The following is a 24,770-nucleotide window of genomic DNA, read 5'->3' as shown; positions in this document are numbered from 1 at the left end:
GATTACAAAAAGTTCTTTGCTCTATTATGTAGTTTTTGTTGTTTGTTTAACGAGATAAAAGCAAATAACACCACGCTCATTTGCACTGTTAATGCAATTAAGGTGCTCACTAAATTAAAGCGGCTCTGTGCACTGTTAGTGGTGTTTAGCTCGATTAACCATGCAAGCGCTAACATTAACACTAACGAGCCATGCAAAAAGCGTTGCAGATTGGCTTTAAACTTTAAATGTTTAAAAAAGCTAAAACCAAATAGCAGTAAACTGAGTATCGGAGTGAGCAAAATACAAATAAATGACAGCGTTATAAGTGGTTGCCAATTTATAGCCGTGAGCGTGCTTGATTGTTGTATATAGTCTTTACAGCCGGTTAAAAGCACTAAGGCAAACGCAATCGCACTAGTTTTGAGTGTGGTGTTATTTATCATTTTCGTCTATTCATTATGAGTTATTAAACAAAGTCCTGAGTTTAACCGTGGGCAGAAATAAGCTCTTTAGCGTTTGCCCGGGCCATTTTGCTAATGTTATCGCCGGCGAGCAAGCGGGCAATTTCATCAATACGACCATTTTTATTTAAACTCTGCATATGGGTAAACGTTTCGCCATCGGCGATTTCTTTGGCAACAAAAAATTGTTGATGCCCTGAACTTGCCACTTGCGGTAAGTGAGTAACGCAAATAACTTGGGTTGATTTACCAAGTTGACGTAATAATTTTCCTACCGCTGAGGCCGTTGGGCCAGAAATACCCACATCTACCTCATCAAAAATCAGGGTTGGTGTTGTCACTTTTTGCGCAATAATAACTTGTATCGCTAAGCTAATTCTCGATAACTCACCACCAGATGCTACTTTAGATAAAGGCTGTAGTGGTTGCCCTGGGTTGGTTGATACTAAAAATGCAATAGAGTCAAAACCAAGGCTATTAGGCACACGCTTTGGTTCTTTTTTTAGCGCTATTTCAAATTGGCCATTTTCCATAGATAAGTTTGCCATACTAGCGCTGATCAAGGTGTTTAATGTTGTTGCCGCTTGCAAGCGGCTTTCACTTAATTCATCAGCGGCGTGTTGATATGTGCTAAGTGCGTCTTGAATCTCTAGTGCTAGCTGTTCGAGCCTGTCAGAGTTGTGGCTTATTGATGCAAGCTCTTGGCTAATTGATTGGTGAAAATCAACCAGCTCTTCTGGTTTAATATGATGTTTGCGAGCAAGATCCATAGCGCCACTTAAGCGCTCTTCAACCTCAACTAAACGGCTTGGATCAAGCTCCGTTTGCTCGGCGTAGTTTCTGATTTCACGGCTTGCTTCTTCTACTTGAACAGCTGCCTCTTCTAATAAGGTAGCAACACTTGTTAAGCTAGCATCATAGTGGGCAAGCTCTGCAAAGCGTTGGGCGCTGTGTTGTAAAATAGAGCATGCGTTTTGCTCATCACTTTCATATAAGTGTTGTAGCTCACGCTGGCAAGATTCAATAATTGTTTGACTGTGGCTTAACTTATGGTGTTCAGCCTCTATGGATTCGAACTCGTCCTGTTGTAGGGCAAATTCATCTAACTCAGCGACTTGATATTCTAATAATTGTTTTTGTGCCGCTTGTTGCTGTTGTGCTTGCTCAAGTGCGGTAAATTCTTTTTGTAAGTTTTGATAGTGCCGATAATGGCTGCGCACCGTATCAACAAGTTCAACGTGTCCTGCGTAGGCATCTAGTAAATGCAGTTGGTGATCGGTTTTTAATAGGTGCTGATGAGCATGTTGACCATGAATTGAAATAAGGTGTTGACCAAGCTCTTTTAATTGAGCTGCCGTGACAGGGCTGCCATTAATATAACTTTTACTACGGCCATTTTTACAAATAACGCGGCGTAATAAACATTCGTTGTCGTCATTAGATAATAAATGCTGCTCTAAAAATTGTACTGCACTTGGCAGTGCGGTTATATCAAATTGAGCGCAAATCTCTGCCCGTTCAGATCCTGGTCTAACCGCAGAGGCTTCGGCACGTTCGCCTAAACATAAAGAAAGCGCATCAATTGCAATCGATTTACCGGCACCTGTCTCGCCAGTTATTGCTGTCATGCCGCTATGCCATTCAGTGCTCAGGTTGCTTACAATTGCAAAGTTTTTTATTTCTAATCCAATTAACATACTGTTTATCCATCCAGCTAATTAACTGTTAATTTATACAGTGTTTTGGTTTTTTGCAAATTAATTTTTAAGTTTTAGCTAAATAACCTGAACTCTGGATAATAAATCTATCTCCAGCGGCTACTTTCAACGCTACCTGCGTTGAATTTACTTGCAATAGGCCAGCTATTGACGCGTAAATTCGCCTTGTTATCACTAAAAGTCTCCGGCTGCAGACGGATAAATACATTTGTTATCTAATATCAATATATTAGTACATCTCTTAACCAGAGTTCAGGTTAAATAAACTTAGCGTGATTGAGCAAACGGTGGGCGATAGTAAAGTTAAACGAGGGCTTAGTGCAGTAAGAAAATGAATTTAGCTGTGGCTGAGGGCATAGGGTGAGGAGCTCACCCAATTACCATTAAGTTATATTTATATTGGCGCTATTGTGTTGCTCACTTATCTCGTTATTAGTCTCAGCAGGGTGTGTGTAGTCATCGCCATGACTGCTAAGCTCGGCTGACTCCAAGGTTTTTATAAGTGATGGCAGTATTTCGTAATAAAACGTGCGGTTGTATTCAATACCGCCATAGGGCAACTCAGCCACAAATAACGATAGTTGCTCAGCTAATTTCCCACGCTCACCGGTCACATAGGTTTTTGCCAGTTCACTATTAACCGTGTTTATAAATGAATCAACGATGCGCTCTAGGTACAATAAGTTTTCATCTGTGTGTGGTTGCACAACAAAAAAGTTACTGGCAATCACCTGAATACGGACTATATACTTTGGTTTTATTATTTTTGCTTCGCAAAATTCATTTAACTTTGCTTTTAAATTATTCGTTACTTCAATCACTCGGTTGTTAAACAATCGCTTTTCTGCTTCGCGTGCTTTGCGGCGATTGTTCTCAATAACAAGGTAGGTACCTAATAATGTAATTAATAACAGCAAAGCTAAAAATACAACGTACGTCATATTGGCTTCATTTCCCTATTTAAGGTATTTAAATTGTTTTTTGATATTTTGCTCTAAAGTATGGGTAAGTGCAATAAAATTAATACAAACGACTACCCCAATTAAGCTTGGTTCGTAAAACGTGATAATAAGAGTAGTCTTTAGGATGAATTAATCGCAGTTTTTTATCCGCCTTTTTAATGACTACTTCATCGCCTGGCAGTACAGCTAAAACTACATGGCTGTCGCAACTGACTTGTAGACTGTCGGTATTTTCTAAGCTTAGCTTTAGTCGTACTTCGTTATCGGCATCAACTACTAATGGGCGGCTTGAAAGGGTGTGCGGAAACATCGGTACTAATGAAATTGCGTTAAGTTCAGGTGTTAAAATTGGCCCACCGCCAGAAAGCGAATAAGCAGTTGAACCTGTTGGGGTGGATACAATAAGCCCATCAGAGCGTTGCGAAAATACAAATGCGTCGTTAATAAAAGCTTCAAATTCAATCATGTGAGCGACTTTATCAGCATGTAGTACCGCTTCATTTACTGCTGAGTTGGCACTTTTAAGCTCTTCATGGCGATACACCTCGACTTCAAGTAAAAAGCGTTTTTCTTCTATGAATTGGCCACTAAGTACTTGTTCAAGGCTGGCTTCAAAACCTTCAGGGTTTAAATCTGTCAGGAATCCTAAGTTACCTCGGTTCACACCAATCACGGCAACATTAAATCGCGCCAATACGCGTGCTGCGCCAAGCATATTACCATCACCACCAACCACGATGGCTAAATCAGCTCGTTCACCAAGTTCGATCAATTTGACAAGCTTATCTTTGGGTACTTCGGCAAGTTGATGCCCTGTGCGTTGCTCAACAATCACGTTAAACCCTAAGGCATTTAAAAATATATAGAGTCTTTGTAAGGTTGCAGCGGCGCCGTCGTGATTTGCTTTACCAATTAAGCCTATGGTTTTAAAGGGTGATTCCATGATATTTACGCAATAAATTATGATATCGCTAGGGTAACTCAAAAATGATCGCTTTGAAAAGCTCAGAGTCTTGAAATAACTTCTCTTTGCCCCGATATAACGTGTATGCAGCAAGATGTAGATACTATGAATTTAAATCCGCGAGATCAGCAAATATTTTCCGCCGTTATGAGCCTTTATTGTAATGGTGAAGGTTTACCTGTGGCTTCAAGCCGTATTGCCAAACAAAAAGGCATGGCTGTGTGCTCTGCAACAGTGCGTAATGCGATGTCACGACTTGAAAAAATCGGGTTATTATATTCACCGCATACTTCAGCAGGGCGGGTGCCAACTAATGCTGGGTTTGATTATTGGCTGAGTGAATTTTTTCCGTTAACTGATATTGCTCAATATTGGCATCCCGCTCAGGCGCAATTGGTTGAGTTGGCGCATGGGCTAAGTCAAAAATACCAAGTGTGTTGTTGTGTAGGATTACCGCAAGTCAGCTCACAACATGTATTTAGAGTAGAAGTACTCGATTTTGATAGTAATGACTGGCTTATTTTATTACTCGATAGAGCAGGGCAAAGTCATAATATTTGTATCCATAAACCTGATGATGCCTCAGATACTGTGCGATATCAGTTTGCGACGTGGCTAAATACGGTGTTTAGTCAACAAACCTTAATGGAAGGGCTGTATCGTATGCAGGCAATGGCGAGTACTGCACCGCGTAATTGCCATGACTCGCTAAATCAGTGGACGCGAGAGTTGAGCCAAAAGCTGGGTTCAGACAACAGTATTGTAGTTGGCGAAAACTATTTATACCGACAAATTGATTGTCAACAGAGCTTAAACATTGGCGTGTCGTTCTTAAATTTTGTAGAAGATAAGCTGGCTTTTAAAAATGGCGTATCTGTGCTTAATACCGATCAACTGCCATTTACAGATTGCGATGAGTTAATGGTGATCAGTGTGCCGTATTTTCAGAATCAAGAATATCAAAGCCGTTTTTGTGTTATTTGCCCTAAATCGGCGCAAATTGAAGCAATCATACAAGAATTTAGATTAATCGAGTCATCTGACTCTTGAATCTTTTGATTCAATCCCCATAATTATCGCAATTGTAAAGAATTGGAGTACTTAAGTTATGTCTGAGCAGACAAAATCACCAGAGCAAGAACAAGACGTTGAACTCAACGAAGAATTAGATCAAATGCAAGCTGATGTTGAAGCCGCAGTAGAAGCTGCTGATGCACACGAAGCACAAGGTACTGAAGAAGTCAGCCCAGAAGCTGAAATCGCGATGCTTTATGCTGAGCTTGAAGCTGCAAAACAAACTATTAATGATCAAAAAGACGGTGTCGTTCGTGCTGCTGCAGATGTTGAAAACATTCGTCGTCGTGCTGCACAAGACGTAGAAAAGGCGCATAAGTTTGCCCTCGAAAAATTCGCCAACGAATTATTACCTGTTATTGATAACCTAGAACGTGCAATTGAATTTTCAGATAAAGAAAATGAAACGTTAAAGCCGTTACTTGAAGGTATTGATATGACGGTTAAGAGCTTTAATGACGCAGTTGCTAAATTTGGCGTTGAAATTGTAAACCCGCAAGGTGAGCAGTTTAACCCTGAGTTTCATCAAGCAATGTCTATCCAGCCAAGTAACGATGTATCACCTAATACTGTATTAGCGGTTATGCAAAAAGGCTACACATTGAATGGTCGCCTATTACGTCCTGCCATGGTGATGGTGTCTAAAGCTGCAGAATAATTTGTTACTCACAGTTTGAAAAAATGCCTCATCATGAGGCATTTTTTTTGTCTCGTGCACGGTGCCATAACTGAGCAATTAAAGTAAGTACCAAGGCACTAAACATTAGGCTTGAAAATGGTACTGCACTTTGCGCGTGCATAAGCGCTAAAATTGGCCCCACCAAGGCACCGCTACCAAAACGTAAAGTACCTATAACCGCGGTGGCAGTGCCTGACTTTTCTTCAAACTTCATTAAAATGAGGGCATCTGCGTTACTAGCAATGACCCCTAAACTCATCATTAATGGCGCAATTGCGGCTACGATAAAATACAAGGGTAAGTGTAAAATACTAAAACTCAGTAACGAGCTTCCTGCAATAAACCCGACAAATAAGCCATAGTAAAGCATTTTGCGTGAACCAATTCGTGGCACTAATCGGGTGTTTAAAAAGTTACCAAACATTAAAGCCATGACATTAAAGGCAAACAATAATCCAAACAGTTGCTCAGAGACTTTAAAATAATCCAGGTAGACAAATGGCACGGCGGTTAAAAAGCAAAAAAAGCCAAACGATACAAACATTGAACTGGCGATATCTGCCCGTGCATCTTTATTACTAAATACGGTTTTATAGCTATCAAAAAACAGTGCAAAGCCTTTCATTGGGCTTTTAAAAATTGGAATATCAATTAAGTATATTTGTGCCAAGGCTAAAATAACAAAGCTATAGCTTGCTAGAACGAGAAAGATAGTTTGCCAATGTGAAAACCCCATAATCATCGAGCCGACAGTGGGTGCAATTAATGGTGCGACCATCATGATCATCGACACATAAGACATGCCTTTGGCGGTGTCTTTTTGGTAGATATGACGAATAATCCCTGGTACCACCACGGTGGCAGCTGCACCAGTAAAGGCTTGTATTACACGAAGTGCCCAAAATAAATGTATATCATTACAAAAGGCCAATGCAACAGAGCTTAGGCCAAATAGGGCTAAACCAGCTTTAGCTAATACCCGGCGGCCTATTTGGTCGGCAATGGGGCCAAAAAATAGCATGCCAACGGCGTAACCTGCCAAGTATAGACTTAGCGAAATTTGCACATTGGGCATCGTTGTATTTAAGTCATTAGCAATAACCAGCATGGCGGGTAAATACATATCAATTGCCAATGGGGTTATAGCGACGATGCTAGCCAACAGAGGGAGTAATATACGCTTATTGAAAGAGCCTGTAACCTGCATGAACCACTCGGAAGATTAAATTAAGTTGAGCCGTTATTATATCAGCCTAGTGGTGTTAGCGGAACTTAGTTTGCTTGCTAACTAACATTATTCATGCAATTGCAATGTGGCTATTTTTAGTAATATTAAATTAAGATCTGATTTGCTATATTATTGCTATCATTATGTAATTGAATAAAGTTGAGGGAATACAATGAAAAAATTAATGTTAGCAGTACTAGCAACCGCGGTTTTAGCTGGCTGTAAGACATCACCAACCGGCCGTACTCAAGTTGCACTTTATTCTGATCAAGAAATGAGTCAAATGGGCCAACAAAGTTTTGCAGATATGAAGCAAAACCAACAAATTAATAATGATCCTGCGGTTAATGCATACGTTAAATGTATTGCTGAAGATGTGATTGCCGTACTACCTCAACAATATGCAACTCAGCAGTGGGAAGTGGTGGTGTTTGAAGAAGACTCTGCCAACGCATTCGCTTTACCAGGTGGCTATATTGGTGTGCATACAGGGTTATTACAAGTCGCTAAAAACCAAGATCAACTTGCAACTGTTATCGGTCACGAAGTGGGTCATGTCATTGCAGAGCATTCTAACGAGCGCGTATCACAAAGTTCAATTTTACAAACCGGTATGCAAGTGGGCAGTGCAGCATTGGATATGGGTAATGTGCAATACCGTGGCGAAATTATGCAAGCTTTAGGTTTAGGCGCTCAGTACGGAGTTATTTTACCGTTTAGCCGTTCACATGAATCCGAAGCAGATATCATTGGCTTAGACCTAATGGCAAAGGCGGGTTTTGATCCACAAGAGTCTGTAACCCTTTGGCAAAATATGAGTCAAGCTGGCAGTGGTGAAACTCCTGAGTTTATGTCGACTCACCCAGCGCCGGGCAATCGAATTAAAGAACTGCAGGCGAATATGTCAGAGGCATTAACAGAGAAAAAAGCGGCAAATAACTCGGGTAAAAACCCTCAGTGTACCTTGTAATTTGACTTGTGTTTAAATGATAAAAGCCTGTAAAAATACAGGCTTTTGTTCAGGGGAATCTTTTATCTTAATTTACAGGGGTTGCGTCACTAAGCACGAGCTTTGAAAAAGTAACTTGTGTGTAGTCACCATTGGCTTTGTCTGTTTCCCAGTCACCAGTACCAGGGCAGGCTGTGTACCAACCACCCGGTGAATCTTTGGTGCTACATTGGTTATAAGCACCGGCTTTAAAGTAATGCCAGTCAGCTAAGTAACCTAACGGGTGATCGTATTTATCAACTTCACCGTTAGCATCGACGTTGTTTGATAAATCAATAGCGTATTTTACTGTTGGTTTACCTTTTGCAGTAAATGTCAGGTGCATTGTGCTTTCATACACATTGATTTCGTAGCTAAACTCTTCACCAAGGGCGATACCCGCAGCGCCAGGCTCTTCAGGGTTCTTCCAGGTATTACCCCAAACTGGGTAGGTGATATCAGTACGATTTGGATCATCTTTTGGTAAGTTACGTTCGTAGTTCCAAAATACAGATCCGGTTTCGTGATCTGGCCATTTTTTATAGTAAACTTTAATCGGTTCGTTGCCCCAACCAAAGCCAAAGTCTTTCTCAATTAACGCTTTGTCTTTACCTGCGTGGATCTGTCCAACGACGACGCTATAGGCAGGTGGCTTATCTGGGTAACCGGCACGAACAGCAACATGATCAACTTTTAGTGTGGCAGACATTTTTCCGCCAACTGAGCCAAATCTTTCTGATAGCGGGTGGGCAGCAAGCGCAAAGTTGTTGCGAGAATTTTTTGTTTTAATTTTAGTATTTGTACCACGGATCATTTGACGTAATTCACTACGAGTATTACTTGAAGTCGCCGTTGTAATTGCTTTATTTGGGCTGGTAAATACCATGCCGCCTTGCTCATCTAAATAAAAATAATCAGGGTGAGCATAGGTTTGAATTTCTTCTACATCAACTTCGTCAATTTTACCGTTGCCGTCCTGATCTATTGGTAATGTAATTTTCCAGTGGCTAAGATCAAATTTATCGGCAGGGACTAAGTTGGCGCTATTGCCAGTATTTTGAGGTTTTTCGCCGCCGTTGCTGCTACATGCTGCTAGCATTGAAAGAGAAAGCGGTATCACCGTACCATAAAAAGCAAATTGCTTAAGTCGATTATTTTTCATTTTTGTCTCTTTAATTTTACGTGTGTGTTAAAACCAATTTACAAAATATAACAGACCAATTAATTAAATCAACCATACCAATTGATAAAATAAAAATAAGAGTTGAAATTTAATGTTTTCATTTTTTGTCATGCCAATTAACTGTGGGAGGTTATATACGATGTTGAATGATGAAGGTGAATACGAATGTTTGTGCTGAAATGTCTGTGCGCAGAAAAGAGTGGCTAGATAAAAAACTAAGCCCGTAGGGCACGGGCTTAATGACTTTACTATTAAAAACTTAGCTTACCAGCCACATTGGCGGCCTTGGTTTTGTTCATCTAAGTATTTTTGTAATGGCGCAAAATAATCCAGTAGTGCCGTAGCATCCATTTCAGATTTACCGGTTACCGTGGCGAGTGCTTCTTGCCAAGGTCTGCTTGACCCCATTTCTAGCATCGCGTTAAGCTTTTCACCTGCTTCTTTTGAGTTATATACAGAGCAGCGGTGAATTGCTTCTTCGTTACCTGCTATTTCACACAGGCTACGGTGGAAATCAAATTGTAAGATATGTGCTAAGAAATAGCGGGTATAAGGTGTGTTACCTGGTACATGGTATTTTGCACCTGGATCAAAGTCAGACTCAGTACGTGCAATTGGCGCTTGTACCCCTTGGTATTTCTGACGTAAATCCCACCAAGCTTGGTTATAGTTAGCTGGTGTGACTTCACCAGAGAATACTTTCCAGCGCCATTGGTCAACGAGCAGGCCAAACGGAATAAAGGCAACTTTATCCAGTGCCATTTTCATTAATAGGCCAATGTCTTTTGATTCATCAGGAACTTGCTCTAATAAGCCAATTTCTTTTAGATAACCGGGTGTAACAGACAGGGCTATGGTGTCACCGATTGCTTCATGGAAACCATCGTTAGCGCTTTCTTGATAATATAGTGGTTGCGTATTGTAGGCTCGTTGGTAAAAGTTGTGGCCAAGTTCATGGTGAATTACCGAAAACTCTTCGCCAGTGCGTTGAATACACATTTTTATACGCAGGTCGTCTTTACTATCAATATTCCATGCTGAGGCATGGCACTGTACGTCACGATCTTGCGGCTTTGTAAACAATGAACGTTCGTAGAATGTCTCTGGTAGGGGATCGAAGCCCATAGATGTAAAGAATTTTTCTGCGCCACGAACCATTTTTAGTTCATCATAATTATGTTCGGCGAGTAAAGCGGTCACATCATAACCTGGATCTGCATTTTCAGGCGCAACCACATCGTAAATATTACCCCATGTTTGTGCCCACATATTGCCTAATAGGTGTGCTGGGATTGGTTGATCTTGTGGTACTTTATCTTCACCATACTTTTCGCCAAGCTTAGCGCGAACATGGCAGTGTAATGAGTCATATAGCGGTTTTACCTGACCCCAAATACGGTCAAGTTCGGTGGCAAAATCATCCGCAGGCATATCATATTTACTACGCCACATGGCACCCGTGTCTGCGTAACCAAGCTCTTTTGCACCTTCATTTGTCAGTGCGACTTGTTGTTCATACAGTGGGCGCATCGGTTTTGAAACTTGACGCCAGCCTTGCCATAAATCAAGGAGTTCATTGTAATCACGGCTGCTCGCCATTGTTGCTGTCATGTCACCTAAGCTTAAGCATGAGCCGTCTTCTTTACAGTATTTACCTTTGCCATATAAACCGCCTAGCTCAGCAACAAGTTGCGAAAGCTTTGCTGTTTTATCGGCATCTTGAGGTGCAGGTAAAGTCAGTGCCAGTTTTAGTTTATTTAGCTTACGGCGTGCATCGTACTCAAGCTCTAATTCGTCAAACTTTGCCGCTTCATTGGCAAGACGCACAACAGCTTCGGTCATTTTGCGGTTTACTTCAGCAGAAAGTGCTGCAGTATCGTGTGTTATAAAGTTTGCGTAAATCCATTCTGCACGGCTTGATTCTAAGTAAAGTGCGCTGAGTTCTTGCTCTGCTTTATCAATAAAAGCCTGCGCGTCTTGTGCGCTAACAGGGGCAGGGGTCACTGTGGTTGTTGTGGTTTTTGTTGCGTCCTGATTGCAACCTGTTAGAGCTAGTGTGCTCGCGACCATGATGGCGCTTAAGCTAAGCTTAAAATGTGGAGTAGTCATGTTTACCCTTATATTTGTTATTAATCGAGTAGGATAATAGCAGTGTCTTTTGCTTAGGCAAAATTTATCAAGTGAGTTGCCAAAACTGTAGACGATATTGGCAGTGACATTGTATTTATAAAAGGATCGGTCATAATTGAAGCAAGTCATTTTCATTAAATCAAAGGATAGTTTCCATGTCAGTGTTCATATTATTACTGGTCGTGGTGATAGTTATTTTTGCGGTAAAAGATATCCGCATGAATTTAATTAGTCGCCCTGCATTTAAGTTTTTTAAAAAAGTGTTACCCCCTTTATCACAAACCGAGCGTGAAGCGATGGAAGCAGGTGATGTTTGGTGGGATGGTGAGCTATTTAGCGGTAACCCTGACTGGCAGGTGTTACATAGCTATCCTAAACCAGAGCTCAGCGAAAAAGAGCGTGCTTTTTTAGATAATGAAGTTGAAACATTGCTTGCGATGCTAGATGACTATCAAATAGTACAAAAAGACAAAGACCTGCCAAAAGAAGTGTGGGATTACTTAAAAATACAAGGCTTTTTTGCACTTATTATTCCAGAAGAATTTGGCGGTCGTCAGTTCTCGGCTATAGCCAACTCGACCATAGTGGCTAAAATTGCGACCAAAAGTTTAACGGCAGCGGTTACCGTTATGGTACCTAATAGTTTAGGTCCGGGTGAGCTTTTACTGCATTACGGTACTAAAGAACAGCAGCAACGGTGGTTACCAACTCTTGCTACCGGTGAAGATGTACCATGCTTTGCACTGACTGGGCCTGAAGCCGGTTCTGATGCCGGCAGCATTCCTGATTCTGGCGTGGTCTGTAAAGGTGATTTTAATGGTGAAGAAGTCATTGGCTTACGTTTAAATTGGTCAAAGCGTTATATAACATTAGCGCCTGTGGCCACAGTACTTGGCCTTGCTTTTAAAATGTATGACCCAGATGGTTTATTAGGCAAGCATAAAGAGTTGGGTATTACCTGTGCGTTGATCCCGACTGACCACCCAGGTGTTGAAACAGGCGAACGCCATTACCCACTTAATATGGCATTTATGAACGGCACCACATACGGCAAAGATGTGTTTATTCCGTTAGATTGGATTATCGGTGGGCAACAGGGCGCAGGCCGTGGTTGGCGCATGTTGGTAGAGTGTTTAAGTGCAGGTCGAGGTATTTCATTGCCTGCACTAAGCAGTGCGACTGGGCATTTATGCGCGCGTATGACGTCTGCATATGCCATGGTGCGCCAACAATTTGGTTTATCAATTGGCCAATTTGAGGGAGTACAAGAAGCACTGGCACGGATAGGTGGGTTAACTTACAGCCTAGAAGCCTGCAGATTAATGACAGCAGGTGCAATCGACCTTAAATTAAGCCCGTCAGTGGTAACGGCTATTGCTAAATACCATATGACTGAAATGGGTCGTACAGTTATGAACGATGCCATGGATATTCATTCAGGCAAAGGCATACAAGTTGGCCCAAATAATTATTTAGCTCACGGGTATATGGGAATTCCAGTGTCTATTACAGTTGAAGGCGCCAATATTCTAACCCGTAACTTGATGATTTTTGGACAAGGTGCAACTCGCTGCCACCCATTCGTACTAAAGGAAATGGAAGCGGCAGCAATGGAAGATGATGATGTTGCATTAAAAGAGTTCGATGCATTATTACTGCAGCATATTTTATTTGCAGGTACAAATGCGGGTATGGCATTTATTCATGGCTTAACCCGCAGTTATTTTGCTAAATCACCAGTATGTGGTGCCACAGCTATCTATTATAAACAGCTTGGTAGAATGAGCCGAGGTTTAGCGTTTTGCACAGACGTTGCCATGTTGATTTTAGGTGGGGAGTTAAAACGTAAAGAAATGATTTCTGCTCGCTTAGGTGATGTTCTGAGCCATCTTTATCTAGCGTCAACGGTGTTAAAACGATTTGAAGATGAAGGTCGCCAACAAGCTGATTTAGCATTTGTGCAATATTCTGTAGAGCGCTCCCTGTTTGAAATTGGTCAAGCGTTTGATGGCTTCTTTAAAAACTTTTCAAACCCAGTGGTTAACTTTTTGCTTAAACGTATTGTATTCCCTCTAGGTAATCATTATCACCGTCCTAGTGATGAGATTGCACAAGCCGTATGTGAGCACATGACCAAACCGGGGGTATTTAGAAACCGTTTAACTCACTTATGTTATGTTGACGAAAATGCTGGCACTGGGGTGATGGAAAATGCATTTATTGCAATGCATGATACCGCTAATGCATTTAAACGTTTGAAAAAATGGCAACGTGAAGGAACGCTAAACCGTAACGCCGACATTGCAACAGCAATTAATGACGCTATTGAAAAACAGCTTATTACAGCCGAAGAAGGGCAAAGACTTAGTGACGCTAATGAACTAAGAAAACAGGCTATTGCGGTTGATAACTATAAAGAGGGTGAGTTATAAGTTAAAAAGCCTTGCGTTGAGCAAGGCTTTTAAGTGTTAAATTTTATCTGGCAAATGGGTCAGGGTTGATTTTATCAACGTACCATTTGCCTTTTTTGCGGATCATTTTTACGCTGCGCATATCATCAACTTTATTACCATTAAAATAACCGGTAAAAATTAAGTTAATATTTGCTTTATCGCCATATTGTTCGCGCAAACTCATATTTGTCATGTCTACTTCGATAACAACTTCATCGTATTGCATATTTACTAGGTTACGTGCAAATTGCTTTGCTGTACCGTACGACTTCATAATACGAGCAAGTTTTGGTGTGGCCATGGTCATGGCTTTGTTTAGATCTTTGCTATTGTATAAGGTATCAAAATAGAGCGTGGCACTTTCACCAGGGGTATTGTTTTCACCAGACGGGGTCCCGTCATCGCTACAGCCTTGTAGCATGAGTGCACAAACAAATGCGCAAATAGTTAGAAAGAGTTTCATTCGCAATAGTTGAATTATTATTGATGATTTAGTGTGAGTCTAAACGCGTAATATGTAAAGTTAATCACATATAATAGTTGTTTATTTGGCTATAAATAATAAAAAAGGATGTCAATTGACATCCTTTTAAATATGCTGTTGTTATTACTGTACAAGTTCTTGCTCTGAGAACTCTTCAGCAAATAGTGGGCTAGATAAATAGCGCTCAGTTGCACTTGGTAAAATAACCACGATATTTTTATCAGCATTTTCTGGTAGTTCAGCAATGCGTTTTGCAGCTACAACGGCTGCACCAGATGAAATACCCACTAAAATACCTTCGTCCTTCATCAGTTGATGCGCCATAGCAATTGCATCTTCATTTGATACTTGCTCAGCCGCGTCAATCACGTCTAAATCTAGGTTTCCAGGAATAAAGCCTGCGCCAATTCCCTGAATTTTATGTGGGCCTGGTTTAACTTCTTCACCCGCAAGAGTTTGGCTAATAACGGGCGAATTAGTCGGCTCGACTGCGATTGATTTTACATCTAAGCCTTTTTCAAGTTTTAAATAACGGCTAACACCCGTAATGGTGCCGCCTGTACCAACACCGGCTACGAAAAAGTCAACTTTACCATCTGTTGCATTGAAAATTTCAGGGCCAGTCGTTTCAAAGTGAATCTTAGGGTTTGCTGGGTTTTCAAATTGTTGTAATAAGATGAACTTTTCAGGATCGCTAGCTTGGATTTCTTTTGCTTTTTCGATAGCGCCATTCATACCTTTCGCACCATCGGTCAGTACTAAATTAGCGCCCAGTGCTTTTAATAGCTTACGACGTTCTAGACTCATTGTGTTAGGCATAGTTAGGGTCAATTTATAACCGCGAGATGCAGCAACAAAAGCCAGTGCGATACCCGTATTACCTGAAGTCGGCTCAATTAGTTCTTTATCTTGTGTTAATTGTCCTGATTTTTCAGCTTCCCAAATCATTGATGCACCGATACGGCACTTAACACTGAAGCTAGGATTACGAGATTCAATTTTAGCGAATACGTTACCTGAAGTAACTCGGTTAAGTTTAACTAATGGTGTGTTACCAATACTGAGTGAATTATCTTCAAAAATTGTAGACATAGTGGTCCCTTGGGTGCAATTTGTTCAATCGGGATCGATTTGGAGTAATCGATCTGTAATAGCTACACTTTACTGTCCAAGAAAAAAAACAAAAGTAAAGTTTGAGTATAAGATATATCGATTCGGCTTATAATCAAATGAAATAAGTATCAAAATCTTGTCATGGTTTTATTATTTATTGGTCGATAAGTTTACAAGCCATGCCACTGGCTGATTCTATCTCTCTACATGCGATTATTACAATGAGGGTAGACTTTAGTGTAGATGACGCGAACAACTGCAGATATTTTGTGCAAACAACCGGCTTTTAAACTGTTTTATAACACAAGCTTTTAAAAACATGCTAAAACTTCATAAATTAAAATTTATTAAGTGACTAAAATGACGTTAATCTTAAAATTGATAGCCGGGATACTCGGCGGTATTTTAGTGGGGTTATATGTTCCACTAACTGGTGTTGAGCTTCTTTATACTATTAAAGAAATCATTGGTCAGTTGATCTCATTTACTATACCGTTAATTATTTTATTTTTTATCGCCTCTGGTATTGCAGGTTTACCAAAGGGTTCAGGTCATTTATTAGGTAAAACAGTTGGCTTTGCCTATGGTTCAACGGTTGTAGCGGGAACCTTAGCTGTGTTAGCCGTGAGCGCTGTTATTCCTTTATTTGACGGTGGCTTAAGTTTTGAAGCTGAAACTGTAACAGAAGTGGCGAGTTTTATTGATTTAGAGATCCCGCCTTTAATGGGGGTGATGACTGCACTTGCCACGGCTTTTGTTTTTGGCATTGGTATGAGCCAGTTACAGCTTGAAACGTTAAAGAAAGTGTCTGATCAGGGGCGCGATGTTATCGATGGCCTATTAGCAAAAGTGATTATTCCTGCGTTGCCATTTTATATTGCCGGTGTATTTGCCGAAATGACCGTCGCAGGTACTGTTGTCGATACCTTGCAAACCTTTGGTGTGGTTTTACTTGCGGCTTTAGTTATGCATTGGTTATGGCTAAGTATTCTTTATATTGGTAGTGGTATTTTACTAAAACGAAATCCGCTTGAATTAATCAAAAATATGCTGCCTGCTTATTTTACAGCGTTAGGTACTATGTCTAGTGCAGCGACTATTCCAGTCTCGTTGCGTGCAAGTAAAGCAAATGATGTAAAAGACGATGTCGCTAATTTTACGGTTCCACTTTGCGCCACCATTCACTTATCTGGCTCAACCATCACGATTGTAACATGTGCCATGGCCGTAATGTTCTTATCTCCTACTATGGATGTACCATCTTTATTTGGTATGTTGCCGTTTATTATGATGCTTGGCATCGTAATGATTGCAGCACCTGGTGCTCCGGGTGGGGCGGTGATGTCGGCATTAGGCTTATTAACGACTATGCTAGGCTTTAATGAAGGCGCTGTTGCGCTGATGATAGCCCTTTACTTAGCGCAAGATAGTTTTGGTACTGCGTGTAATGTCACTGGTGATGGTGTAATTGCTTTATGGGTTGACCGCTTTAGTGAAAAAGCGTCATCTTAAATTGGAAGTCGGAAACGATAATACAGTTATCGTTTCATCTTTTATGTGTTAATGTGACGCATTAAATTGTCGTAATGACATGCTGTTAGGTTATATGAGGGTGTTCCATTGATTAATGTACTTTTAGTTGATGACCATGAGCTTGTACGCACAGGGATCAGACGTATATTAGATGATATTCGTGGGTTTAAAGTGGTTGGGGAAGCTAAAACAGGTGAAGAAGCTGTTCAGTTTTGCCGTCAGCATTCGCCTGATATTGTGTTAATGGACATGAATATGCCCGGCATCGGTGGCTTAGAGGCGACTAAGAAAATATGCCGCTATTGTCCTGATGTTAAAATAATTGTGTTAACAGTTCATTGTGAAGACCCTTTCCCAAGTAAAGTTATGCAAATTGGTGCTCATGGTTATTTAACCAAAGGTGCTGGCTCAGACGAAATGGTAAACGCCATTCGTGCCGTGAATGCAGGTCAGCGTTATATCGCTCCTGAAATAGCACAACAAATTGCTTTAGCACAAGTTACAGGGCGCACTGACGAGAATCCTTTTCAAAGCTTATCAGAGCGTGAATTACAGATTATGTTAATGATCACCAAAGGCGAAAAAGTACAAGATATTGCTGAGCGCCTGAATTTAAGCTCTAAAACTGTGAATAGTTATCGCTATAGAATGTTTGAAAAGCTAAATGTCGGCGGGGATGTTGAGCTGACACATTTAGCCATCCGCCATAAAATGATTGATATAGATAGTTCACATTAATCTGTTTTATGGCCGAATTTGATCATGCCCATTTTTTAAAGACACTATCAAGTGAACCTGGTGTATACCGGATGCTTGATAGTGAAGAGAAAGTTATTTACGTTGGTAAGGCCAAAAACCTTAAAAAGCGCGTAAGTAGCTATTTTCGTAGTAATGTAACAGACAGCAAAACTCGGGTTTTAGTGAGTAATATCCGCAGTATTGAAGTGACCTTGACCAACACTGAAACCGAAGCGCTGTTATTAGAAAATAACCTTATAAAAAAATATCAACCGCGTTACAACATATTACTGCGCGACGATAAATCTTACCCCTATATTTTATTAACTGCTCACAAACACCCTCGGCTAGCATTTCATCGCGGTAGTCGCAAAATCAAAGGTGAATATTTTGGTCCGTTTCCAAGTGCTGGAGCCGTATCAGAAAGCTTGCGCTTAATGCAAAAGATTTTTCCTGTACGCCAGTGTGAGGACGCTTATTATCGCGCTCGCAGCCGCCCGTGTTTACAATATCAATTAAAGCGGTGTTCTGCGCCGTGTGTTAATAAGGTGAGTGAAGAAGAATATGGTCAACAGGTTGACTATGTACGCAAGTTTTTAACGGGTAAATCTCACGAAGTCATTGCTGAATTGATCAGCAAAATGGAAGCTGCTAGTCAAGCACTGCAATTTGAACTCGCAGCAAAAGTGCGCGATCAAATTATGCTGTTGCGTAAAATGCAGGAGCAGCAGTCTATTTCAGGCAATTACGCTGAGATGGATGTGGTTGGCTTTGCACATTTAAACGGGCTAAACGCAGTCCATTTATTAATGATCCGCGAACATAAAGTACTGGGTAGCAAAACGTATTTCCCTAAAGTACCGAAAGACTCCTCACAAGAAGAAATTTTAACGTCATTTTTAGGGCAGTATTATTTAGCACCCGGTGCAACGGGTAGAATTGCAAAAGAAGTCATCTTACCTTTCTCCCTTGATGAAGCGACTGTATTAGGCGAAGCTATGAGCCAAATCAGTGAACGCAAGGTGAGTTTAAAAGCAGCAACCCGCGGCGAGCGTAACCAATATTTGCAATTAGCGAACAAAAACGCGCTCAATAGCATTACGGTAAAGCAAAGTACAATTGACTCAATAAATAAGCGCTATGCGCAACTTAAAGCAACCTTAGGACTGGATGATATTAAGCGAATGGAATGCTTTGACATCAGCCATACCATGGGTGAAAACACGGTAGCAAGTTGCGTAGTATTTGATTCGCAAGGGCCAAATAATAAAGAGTATCGCCGTTATAATGTCACTGGTATTACTGGAGGCGATGATTATGCTGCGATGGAGTTTGCTTTAAATAAACGTTATAACAAGTTGGTTGATGAAGATAAAATCCCAGACGTTATTTTTATTGATGGCGGTAAAGGGCAGTTATCTCGTGCTGAACAGTATTTTGAAACCTGGCCGCATGCAAAAATGCCTTTATTAGTAGGCGTAGCAAAAGGAACCAGCCGAAAACCTGGGTTAGAAACGTTATTGATCGATGGTGGCCGTAAAACAATTCCTATGGATTCTGATGCACCAGCATTGCATTTAATTCAACATATTCGTGATGAATCACACCGTTTTGCAATTGCAGGGCACCGAAATAAACGCCAAAAGCAGCGTACCCAATCCTTATTAGAAGAGATAAGTGGTGTGGGTTCTGTAAGGCGTCAAACATTATTAAAATTTTTAGGGGGCATGCAGGGTGTAAAATCTGCTAATATAGATCAATTAAAGCAAGTTCCTGGGATCAGCCCTGACATGGCTGAGAAGATATTTAATCATTTGCATGACAAGGGCTAGCCCTTCGTGCGAATATAGAAAAAAAAGACATCTCCAAGTAGTTATGTGGAATATTCCAAACACACTCACAACCTTTAGACTTTTTCTTATCCCCATTTTTTTGGTGGTATTTTATTTGCCTTATTCATGGGCTTTTTTTGCTGCCGCATTTATTTTTTGGTTGGCATCAATAACCGATATCCTCGATGGCTATTTAGCTCGTAAGCTTGAACAATCAACCCCTTTTGGTGCATTTCTCGATCCTGTAGCAGATAAGGTAATGGTGTGCGCTGCATTAGTTGCACTGTCTAGCTATTATCAATCTATGTATATGACTATTCCTGCTTTAATCATTATTAGTAGAGAGATAGTTATCTCAGCTTTACGTGAATGGATGGCTGAACAGGGTAAAAGAGGCAATGTTGCCGTATCGAATATGGGCAAGATAAAAACAGCTGCGCAAATGTTAGCCATTATTGGTTTGATATGGCAGTACGATACGTGGATGATGTATTTAAGTTATGGCTTATTGTACATTGCGACTTTGCTAACCTTGAGTTCAATGCTGCAATATTTAGTAGCAGCTTGGGGGGAATTGACTAAAAATTGATTGTAAACGTCTAATAACGCACCGTTTTAGATAAAAAATAATCAAACAGTTCAAAACTAGCATTTTTTGTATTGACGCGTTTAATAATCTCTGTAGAATGCGTCCGTGTTGAGAGGGCATAGCCCCCTAGATAAACAAAGCGGCACTAGCTCAGTTGGTAGAGCGCGACCTTGCCAAGGTCGAGGTCACGAGTTCGAGCCTCGTGTGCCGCTCCAGTTTATCTTAATGGCTAACCCTGGTATTGGGGCGGAATGGCAGAGTGGCCATGCAGCGGATTGCAAATCCGTCCACCTCGGTTCGACTCCGGGTTCCGCCTCCATTCAACGCTCCACATGCTTTAAATAGCAAACTCGATGCCCGAGTGGTGGAATTGGTAGACACAAGGGATTTAAAATCCCTCGACTAACAAGTCGTGCCGGTTCAAGTCCGGCCTCGGGCACCACTTTGTGGTTTGGTTACATCGCCAAGTGTAATCTATAAAAATAATATGACATAAATATGTTTATAATGATTTATGTTGAAAATAGAATTAATATGATGCGGCACTAGCTCAGTTGGTAGAGCGCGACCTTGCCAAGGTCGAGGTCACGAGTTCGAGCCTCGTGTGCCGCTCCATATTAGTTTTATCCACTTGCTTTAAATAGCAAACTCGATGCCCGAGTGGTGGAATTGGTAGACACAAGGGATTTAAAATCCCTCGACTAACAAGTCGTGCCGGTTCAAGTCCGGCCTCGGGCACCACTTTTAATTATTCTACCAAGATAACTAAAAGTTAGATAAAATCTTATTTTATGTGGCATTAGTTCAGTTGCCAGAATGTTTTACCGCGACATGGTCGCGCACCAACGGACAAATTACTGACGAAGTTTAATGCGGCACTAGCTCAGTTGGTAGAGCGCGACCTTGCCAAGGTCGAGGTCACGAGTTCGAGCCTCGTGTGCCGCTCCAAATTATTTGGAAGCGTTAAGGCGGAATGGCAGAGTGGCCATGCAGCGGATTGCAAATCCGTCCACCTCGGTTCGACTCCGGGTTCCGCCTCCATTTAATTACTCCACATGCTTTAAATAGCAAACTCGATGCCCGAGTGGTGGAATTGGTAGACACAAGGGATTTAAAATCCCTCGACTAACAAGTCGTGCCGGTTCAAGTCCGGCCTCGGGCACCACTTTATATTCAATATATCCCTCTATATTTTCAATATTTTACTCAAATAAATAATCTAACTATTTAATTTTCATATACACTTAACTTTTCATTATGTATAAAGGAATAGTTGATATGGAAAAGTTTAAACAAGGCCTCAATCAATTTTGGGTGGGTGCCGTTTTTGGTGTTTGCTTAGCACTATCACTAGTATTAATCCCCCTTGCTCTCGTTATGTCTACAGTAAACGATGTCCTTAAAGTTCAAGAAGTCAGTACACTTGTCTCGCAAGTGACTCAGATGGTCGAAAAAACACAAAATAAACTGGCAAATACAAAACAAAAGTTTGCAGCATTCTCGTTTAAAGAACTGGATAAAACAGCATTAATTAACGTGATAACTGCGGTACAAGATTACCAATTACAATCCCATACCTTGCTGGATGATAAGCAAAAGCAGGCGTTAAGTGTGCAACTACAAGCTAGGCTGAAACAAGAACTTGCACAACACACATTAAGTGAAGAGCAACGTGAGCTGGCGATAAACTTGTACAAGCGTTTTATCGCAACTGAAGCCGAGTTAGAGCAAACTAGTCTATGAATAAAAAAGGGAGCACATTGGCTCCCTTTTTTATTACATTGAGGTTTTAATTTTTATGCCAAATTCCTTTAGGAATTGATTTATCAAGTTGCTTATTGTCGCTAGCATCGAAAGTCGGTACCTTACCGGCCTTACGCTGTGCACTATAATCATTGGCAAGCCAGATCACTACGCCGGATAACATAAATAGCGCAATGACGTTGACTATTGCCATTAATCCCATAGAAATATCCGCTAAAGTCCAAATTAGTCCTAGTTCACTCACAGAGCCAAACATAACCATAGCAAGAACAATAATACGGAATATGAGCATACCATGCTGGTGATTGTGTTCTAAAAAGAGTAGGTTAGTTTCTGCGTATGAGTAATTAGCAACAATAGATGTAAACGCAAAGAATAATATAGCAATGGCAACAAAAATAGCTCCCCAGCTGCCAACATGTTCTTCCAAAGCTGCTTGGGTTAAGGCAATACCTGTAACACCAGAGTCTGCGACGAGCTGATCAGAAAGCAATATCAACGCAGCAGTTGCACTACATATCACGACGGTATCAATGAATACTCCCAGCATTTGTACATAACCTTGTGATGCTGGGTGAGGAGGGTTAGGTGTTGCAGTGGCGGCAGCATTAGCGGCACTACCCATACCGGCTTCGTTAGAAAATAAACCGCGCTTGATGCCCTGGATCATTGCCTGCATTACGCCATAGCCAATTGCACCTGCGCCTGCTTGTTCAATGCCAAAAGCACTATTGATGATTTTCATGAACACAGTGGGTAATTCAGAAGCATTAATAGCACATACATATAAAGCTACAAGCAAATAGGCCAGCGCCATAAATGGCACCACCATTTCAGCAAAACGTGAAATTGTTTTTAAGCCGCCAAATATAATAATACCGGAGCCGAGTACTAATACTAAACCGACAACATAATTTGGAATATCAAAGGCAACTTCGAATGCTGCGGCAATAGAGTTTGATTGCACAGCATTAAATACAAGGCCAAAAGCTAAAATTAAACATAGCGAGAACACAACACCCATCCAACGTTTACCTAAACCATATTGCATGTAATAAGCTGGACCGCCACGGAAGTTTCCGTTTTCATCACGCGTTTTGTATGCTTGAGCAAGTGTACTTTCAGCAAAGCTGGTTGCCATACCAATTAAAGCTATTAACCACATCCAAAAAATAGCACCAGCACCCCCTAAGTATAATGCAACAGCAACCCCGGCCATGTTTCCGGTTCCAACTCTGGCGGCAAGGGAAGTACAAAAAGCCTGAAACGATGAAATGCCATTTTTATCACATTGACGAGAGTTGAACATGACCTTGATCATGTGAGGGAATTGAACAAACTGTATAAATTTAAGTTTGATAGTAAAGAAGAGTCCAGCTGCTATTAATAAGTAGACGAGAATATGACCCCACAATAGTCCACTTATACTATTTATTATATCTATCATGTTATATGCCTAATGAACGAGTTTATAAAACAGCGGGCAACTTACCATAAGCTAGACCGATAGTTTAGTATATAGATGAAAAAAGCCAGGTTATCCACAGGGTTTTGTGAATAAGTTGTCAGTTTTCTTGGTGTATCGTGAGGGGTAAAATTAAATGAAAAATTATGATTAAAAACGCTTGCGTAAAAATTGAATCTCCCTATAATGCGCATCCACTGACTCGGCAGGCAGCAATGAAAAGCGCTGAACAAAGGGTGAGAGAGTCGAGTAAAACTTAATATTAAAACTTCTTAAAATTAAGTGTTGACAAAAAAATAGGAAAGCGTAAAATTCGCTTCCCTTGAGTCGCTAAGGCAACTCAAACGTTCTTTAACAATATAAAGCAATCATCTGTGTGGGCACTCGTACAGATTGAGTTCTAACAGCGAAGTCTAGTTTGCTAGATAACGCAAACAAATTTAGAGTCTCAATGTGTTTTCTCGAAAGAGAAGCTGAGTGACCAACAGCAATAAATTTATTTATTGCAGCACAGTCAATTCAATATCGAAAGATATTAAATAAATTCAGAATTCATTGAGCATGTCCGCTCCCTTTATGGGAAGGACAGAAAAAACTTTTAATTGAAGAGTTTGATCATGGCTCAGATTGAACGCTGGCGGCAGGCCTAACACATGCAAGTCGAGCGGTAACAGAGAGTAGCTTGCTACTTTGCTGACGAGCGGCGGACGGGTGAGTAATGCTTGGGAACATGCCTTTAGGTGGGGGACAACAGTTGGAAACGACTGCTAATACCGCATAATGTCTACGGACCAAAGGGGGCTTCGGCTCTCGCCTAAAGATTGGCCCAAGTGGGATTAGCTAGTTGGTGAGGTAATGGCTCACCAAGGCAACGATCCCTAGCTGGTTTGAGAGGATGATCAGCCACACTGGAACTGAGACACGGTCCAGACTCCTACGGGAGGCAGCAGTGGGGAATATTGCACAATGGGCGCAAGCCTGATGCAGCCATGCCGCGTGTGTGAAGAAGGCCTTCGGGTTGTAAAGCACTTTCAGTCAGGAGGAAAGGTTAGTAGTTAATACCTGCTAGCTGTGACGTTACTGACAGAAGAAGCACCGGCTAACTCCGTGCCAGCAGCCGCGGTAATACGGAGGGTGCGAGCGTTAATCGGAATTACTGGGCGTAAAGCGTACGCAGGCGGTTTGTTAAGCGAGATGTGAAAGCCCCGGGCTCAACCTGGGAACTGCATTTCGAACTGGCAAACTAGAGTGTGATAGAGGGTGGTAGAATTTCAGGTGTAGCGGTGAAATGCGTAGAGATCTGAAGGAATACCGATGGCGAAGGCAGCCACCTGGGTCAACACTGACGCTCATGTACGAAAGCGTGGGGAGCAAACAGGATTAGATACCCTGGTAGTCCACGCCGTAAACGATGTCTACTAGAAGCTCGG

Annotated in this window: 19 protein-coding genes, 8 tRNA genes and 1 rRNA gene; 18 read left to right on the top strand and 10 right to left on the bottom strand. The window is 41.2% G+C overall.

Features of this window, described 5'->3' with window-relative positions; translation table 11 throughout:
* Positions 1-2: 2 nt before the first annotated feature.
* The 4 genes from NQT69_RS05865 to nadK all read right to left on the bottom strand — a co-directional run bounded on the left by NQT69_RS05865 (position 3) and on the right by nadK (position 4,066).
* The gene (locus NQT69_RS05865) at positions 3-425 is read right to left on the bottom strand and encodes a hypothetical protein (RefSeq protein ID WP_256826766.1); all 423 of its coding nucleotides are present in this window, start codon (positions 423-425) and stop codon (positions 3-5) included.
* 41 nt (positions 426-466) lie between these two features.
* The gene (gene recN, locus NQT69_RS05860; RefSeq protein ID WP_256826765.1) at positions 467-2,140 is read right to left on the bottom strand and encodes a DNA repair protein RecN; all 1,674 of its coding nucleotides are present in this window, start codon (positions 2,138-2,140) and stop codon (positions 467-469) included.
* A gap of 404 nt (positions 2,141-2,544) precedes the next feature.
* Positions 2,545-3,102 carry a hypothetical protein gene (locus NQT69_RS05855; protein WP_256826764.1) on the bottom strand — a complete coding sequence of 186 codons (558 nt, stop codon included), beginning with the start codon at positions 3,100-3,102 and terminating at the stop codon, positions 2,545-2,547.
* Between the two features lie 79 nt (positions 3,103-3,181).
* Positions 3,182-4,066 (bottom strand): NAD(+) kinase, encoded by an 885-nt coding sequence (gene nadK, locus NQT69_RS05850; protein WP_256826763.1) that lies wholly within the window; start codon positions 4,064-4,066, stop codon positions 3,182-3,184.
* A gap of 105 nt (positions 4,067-4,171) precedes the next feature.
* Between nadK and NQT69_RS05845 the strand changes: the two genes are divergently transcribed.
* Positions 4,172-5,137, top strand: a complete 966-nt coding sequence (locus NQT69_RS05845; RefSeq protein ID WP_256826762.1) for an HrcA family transcriptional regulator — start codon at positions 4,172-4,174, stop codon at positions 5,135-5,137.
* A gap of 58 nt (positions 5,138-5,195) precedes the next feature.
* Positions 5,196-5,819, top strand: coding sequence for a nucleotide exchange factor GrpE (grpE, locus tag NQT69_RS05840; protein ID WP_256826761.1), 624 nt, complete (start codon positions 5,196-5,198; stop codon positions 5,817-5,819).
* 31 nt (positions 5,820-5,850) lie between these two features.
* Here grpE and NQT69_RS05835 read toward each other — a convergent pair whose 3' ends face one another.
* Entirely contained in the window at positions 5,851-7,047 is a 1,197-nt protein-coding gene (locus NQT69_RS05835; protein ID WP_256826760.1) for a Bcr/CflA family efflux MFS transporter, read from the bottom strand.
* A 193-nt stretch (positions 7,048-7,240) separates the two neighbouring features.
* On the opposite strand from NQT69_RS05835, the gene NQT69_RS05830 reads away from it, so the two are divergent.
* Positions 7,241-8,038 carry a M48 family metallopeptidase gene (locus NQT69_RS05830; protein WP_256826759.1) on the top strand — a complete coding sequence of 266 codons (798 nt, stop codon included), beginning with the start codon at positions 7,241-7,243 and terminating at the stop codon, positions 8,036-8,038.
* A gap of 67 nt (positions 8,039-8,105) precedes the next feature.
* Here NQT69_RS05830 and NQT69_RS05825 read toward each other — a convergent pair whose 3' ends face one another.
* Complete coding sequence (locus tag NQT69_RS05825) at positions 8,106-9,218, bottom strand: polysaccharide lyase family 7 protein (protein ID WP_256826758.1); 1,113 nt, start codon at positions 9,216-9,218, stop codon at positions 8,106-8,108.
* 285 nt (positions 9,219-9,503) lie between these two features.
* Positions 9,504-11,348: a M2 family metallopeptidase gene (locus NQT69_RS05820; protein ID WP_256826757.1), complete on the bottom strand. Its 1,845-nt coding sequence runs from the start codon at positions 11,346-11,348 to the stop codon at positions 9,504-9,506.
* 176 nt (positions 11,349-11,524) lie between these two features.
* On the opposite strand from NQT69_RS05820, the gene NQT69_RS05815 reads away from it, so the two are divergent.
* Positions 11,525-13,801: an acyl-CoA dehydrogenase gene (locus NQT69_RS05815; RefSeq protein ID WP_256826756.1), complete on the top strand. Its 2,277-nt coding sequence runs from the start codon at positions 11,525-11,527 to the stop codon at positions 13,799-13,801.
* 43 nt (positions 13,802-13,844) lie between these two features.
* Here NQT69_RS05815 and NQT69_RS05810 read toward each other — a convergent pair whose 3' ends face one another.
* Together NQT69_RS05810 and cysK are read right to left on the bottom strand one after the other, a co-directional pair.
* Complete coding sequence (locus tag NQT69_RS05810) at positions 13,845-14,285, bottom strand: hypothetical protein (RefSeq protein ID WP_372822934.1); 441 nt, start codon at positions 14,283-14,285, stop codon at positions 13,845-13,847.
* A 144-nt stretch (positions 14,286-14,429) separates the two neighbouring features.
* Entirely contained in the window at positions 14,430-15,398 is a 969-nt protein-coding gene (gene cysK / locus NQT69_RS05805; protein ID WP_256826755.1) for a cysteine synthase A, read from the bottom strand.
* A 381-nt stretch (positions 15,399-15,779) separates the two neighbouring features.
* Here cysK and NQT69_RS05800 point away from each other — a divergent pair, with 381 nt between their 5' ends.
* The 13 genes from NQT69_RS05800 (at position 15,780) to NQT69_RS05740 (ending at position 21,854) form a co-directional block, all read left to right on the top strand.
* Entirely contained in the window at positions 15,780-16,931 is a 1,152-nt protein-coding gene (locus NQT69_RS05800) for a dicarboxylate/amino acid:cation symporter (protein ID WP_256826754.1), read from the top strand.
* A 108-nt stretch (positions 16,932-17,039) separates the two neighbouring features.
* Positions 17,040-17,690, top strand: coding sequence for a UvrY/SirA/GacA family response regulator transcription factor (uvrY, locus tag NQT69_RS05795; protein WP_256826753.1), 651 nt, complete (start codon positions 17,040-17,042; stop codon positions 17,688-17,690).
* An 8-nt stretch (positions 17,691-17,698) separates the two neighbouring features.
* A complete protein-coding gene (uvrC, locus tag NQT69_RS05790; RefSeq protein ID WP_256826752.1) occupies positions 17,699-19,522 on the top strand; it encodes an excinuclease ABC subunit UvrC in 1,824 nt (607 codons plus the stop codon).
* A 43-nt stretch (positions 19,523-19,565) separates the two neighbouring features.
* Positions 19,566-20,111: a CDP-diacylglycerol--glycerol-3-phosphate 3-phosphatidyltransferase gene (gene pgsA / locus NQT69_RS05785; RefSeq protein ID WP_256826751.1), complete on the top strand. Its 546-nt coding sequence runs from the start codon at positions 19,566-19,568 to the stop codon at positions 20,109-20,111.
* 139 nt (positions 20,112-20,250) lie between these two features.
* Positions 20,251-20,326, top strand: a tRNA-Gly gene (locus tag NQT69_RS05780).
* A gap of 30 nt (positions 20,327-20,356) precedes the next feature.
* Positions 20,357-20,430: transfer RNA gene (locus tag NQT69_RS05775), tRNA-Cys, on the top strand.
* Between the two features lie 36 nt (positions 20,431-20,466).
* A tRNA-Leu gene (locus tag NQT69_RS05770) sits at positions 20,467-20,553 on the top strand.
* 97 nt (positions 20,554-20,650) lie between these two features.
* Positions 20,651-20,726 (top strand) — tRNA-Gly (locus NQT69_RS05765).
* 39 nt (positions 20,727-20,765) lie between these two features.
* Positions 20,766-20,852, top strand: a tRNA-Leu gene (locus tag NQT69_RS05760).
* Positions 20,853-20,983: 131 nt separating this feature from the next.
* Positions 20,984-21,059: transfer RNA gene (locus NQT69_RS05755), tRNA-Gly, on the top strand.
* Between the two features lie 19 nt (positions 21,060-21,078).
* Positions 21,079-21,152: transfer RNA gene (locus NQT69_RS05750), tRNA-Cys, on the top strand.
* 37 nt (positions 21,153-21,189) lie between these two features.
* Positions 21,190-21,276 (top strand) — tRNA-Leu (locus NQT69_RS05745).
* 113 nt (positions 21,277-21,389) lie between these two features.
* Positions 21,390-21,854, top strand: a complete 465-nt coding sequence (locus tag NQT69_RS05740; protein WP_256826750.1) for a hypothetical protein — start codon at positions 21,390-21,392, stop codon at positions 21,852-21,854.
* Positions 21,855-21,900: 46 nt separating this feature from the next.
* On the opposite strand, the gene NQT69_RS05735 is transcribed toward NQT69_RS05740, so the two are convergent.
* Entirely contained in the window at positions 21,901-23,322 is a 1,422-nt protein-coding gene (locus NQT69_RS05735) for an alanine/glycine:cation symporter family protein (RefSeq protein ID WP_256826749.1), read from the bottom strand.
* 617 nt (positions 23,323-23,939) lie between these two features.
* On the opposite strand from NQT69_RS05735, the gene NQT69_RS05730 reads away from it, so the two are divergent.
* Positions 23,940-24,770 (top strand): 16S ribosomal RNA (locus NQT69_RS05730); the annotation flags it as partial.

The organism is Pseudoalteromonas shioyasakiensis (genome assembly GCF_024518675.1).
Classification (GTDB): Bacteria; Pseudomonadota; Gammaproteobacteria; order Enterobacterales; family Alteromonadaceae; genus Pseudoalteromonas; species Pseudoalteromonas shioyasakiensis_B.
Note: the sequence above shows the minus strand (reverse complement) of the source record. Positions and strands in the feature narration are given on the sequence as shown.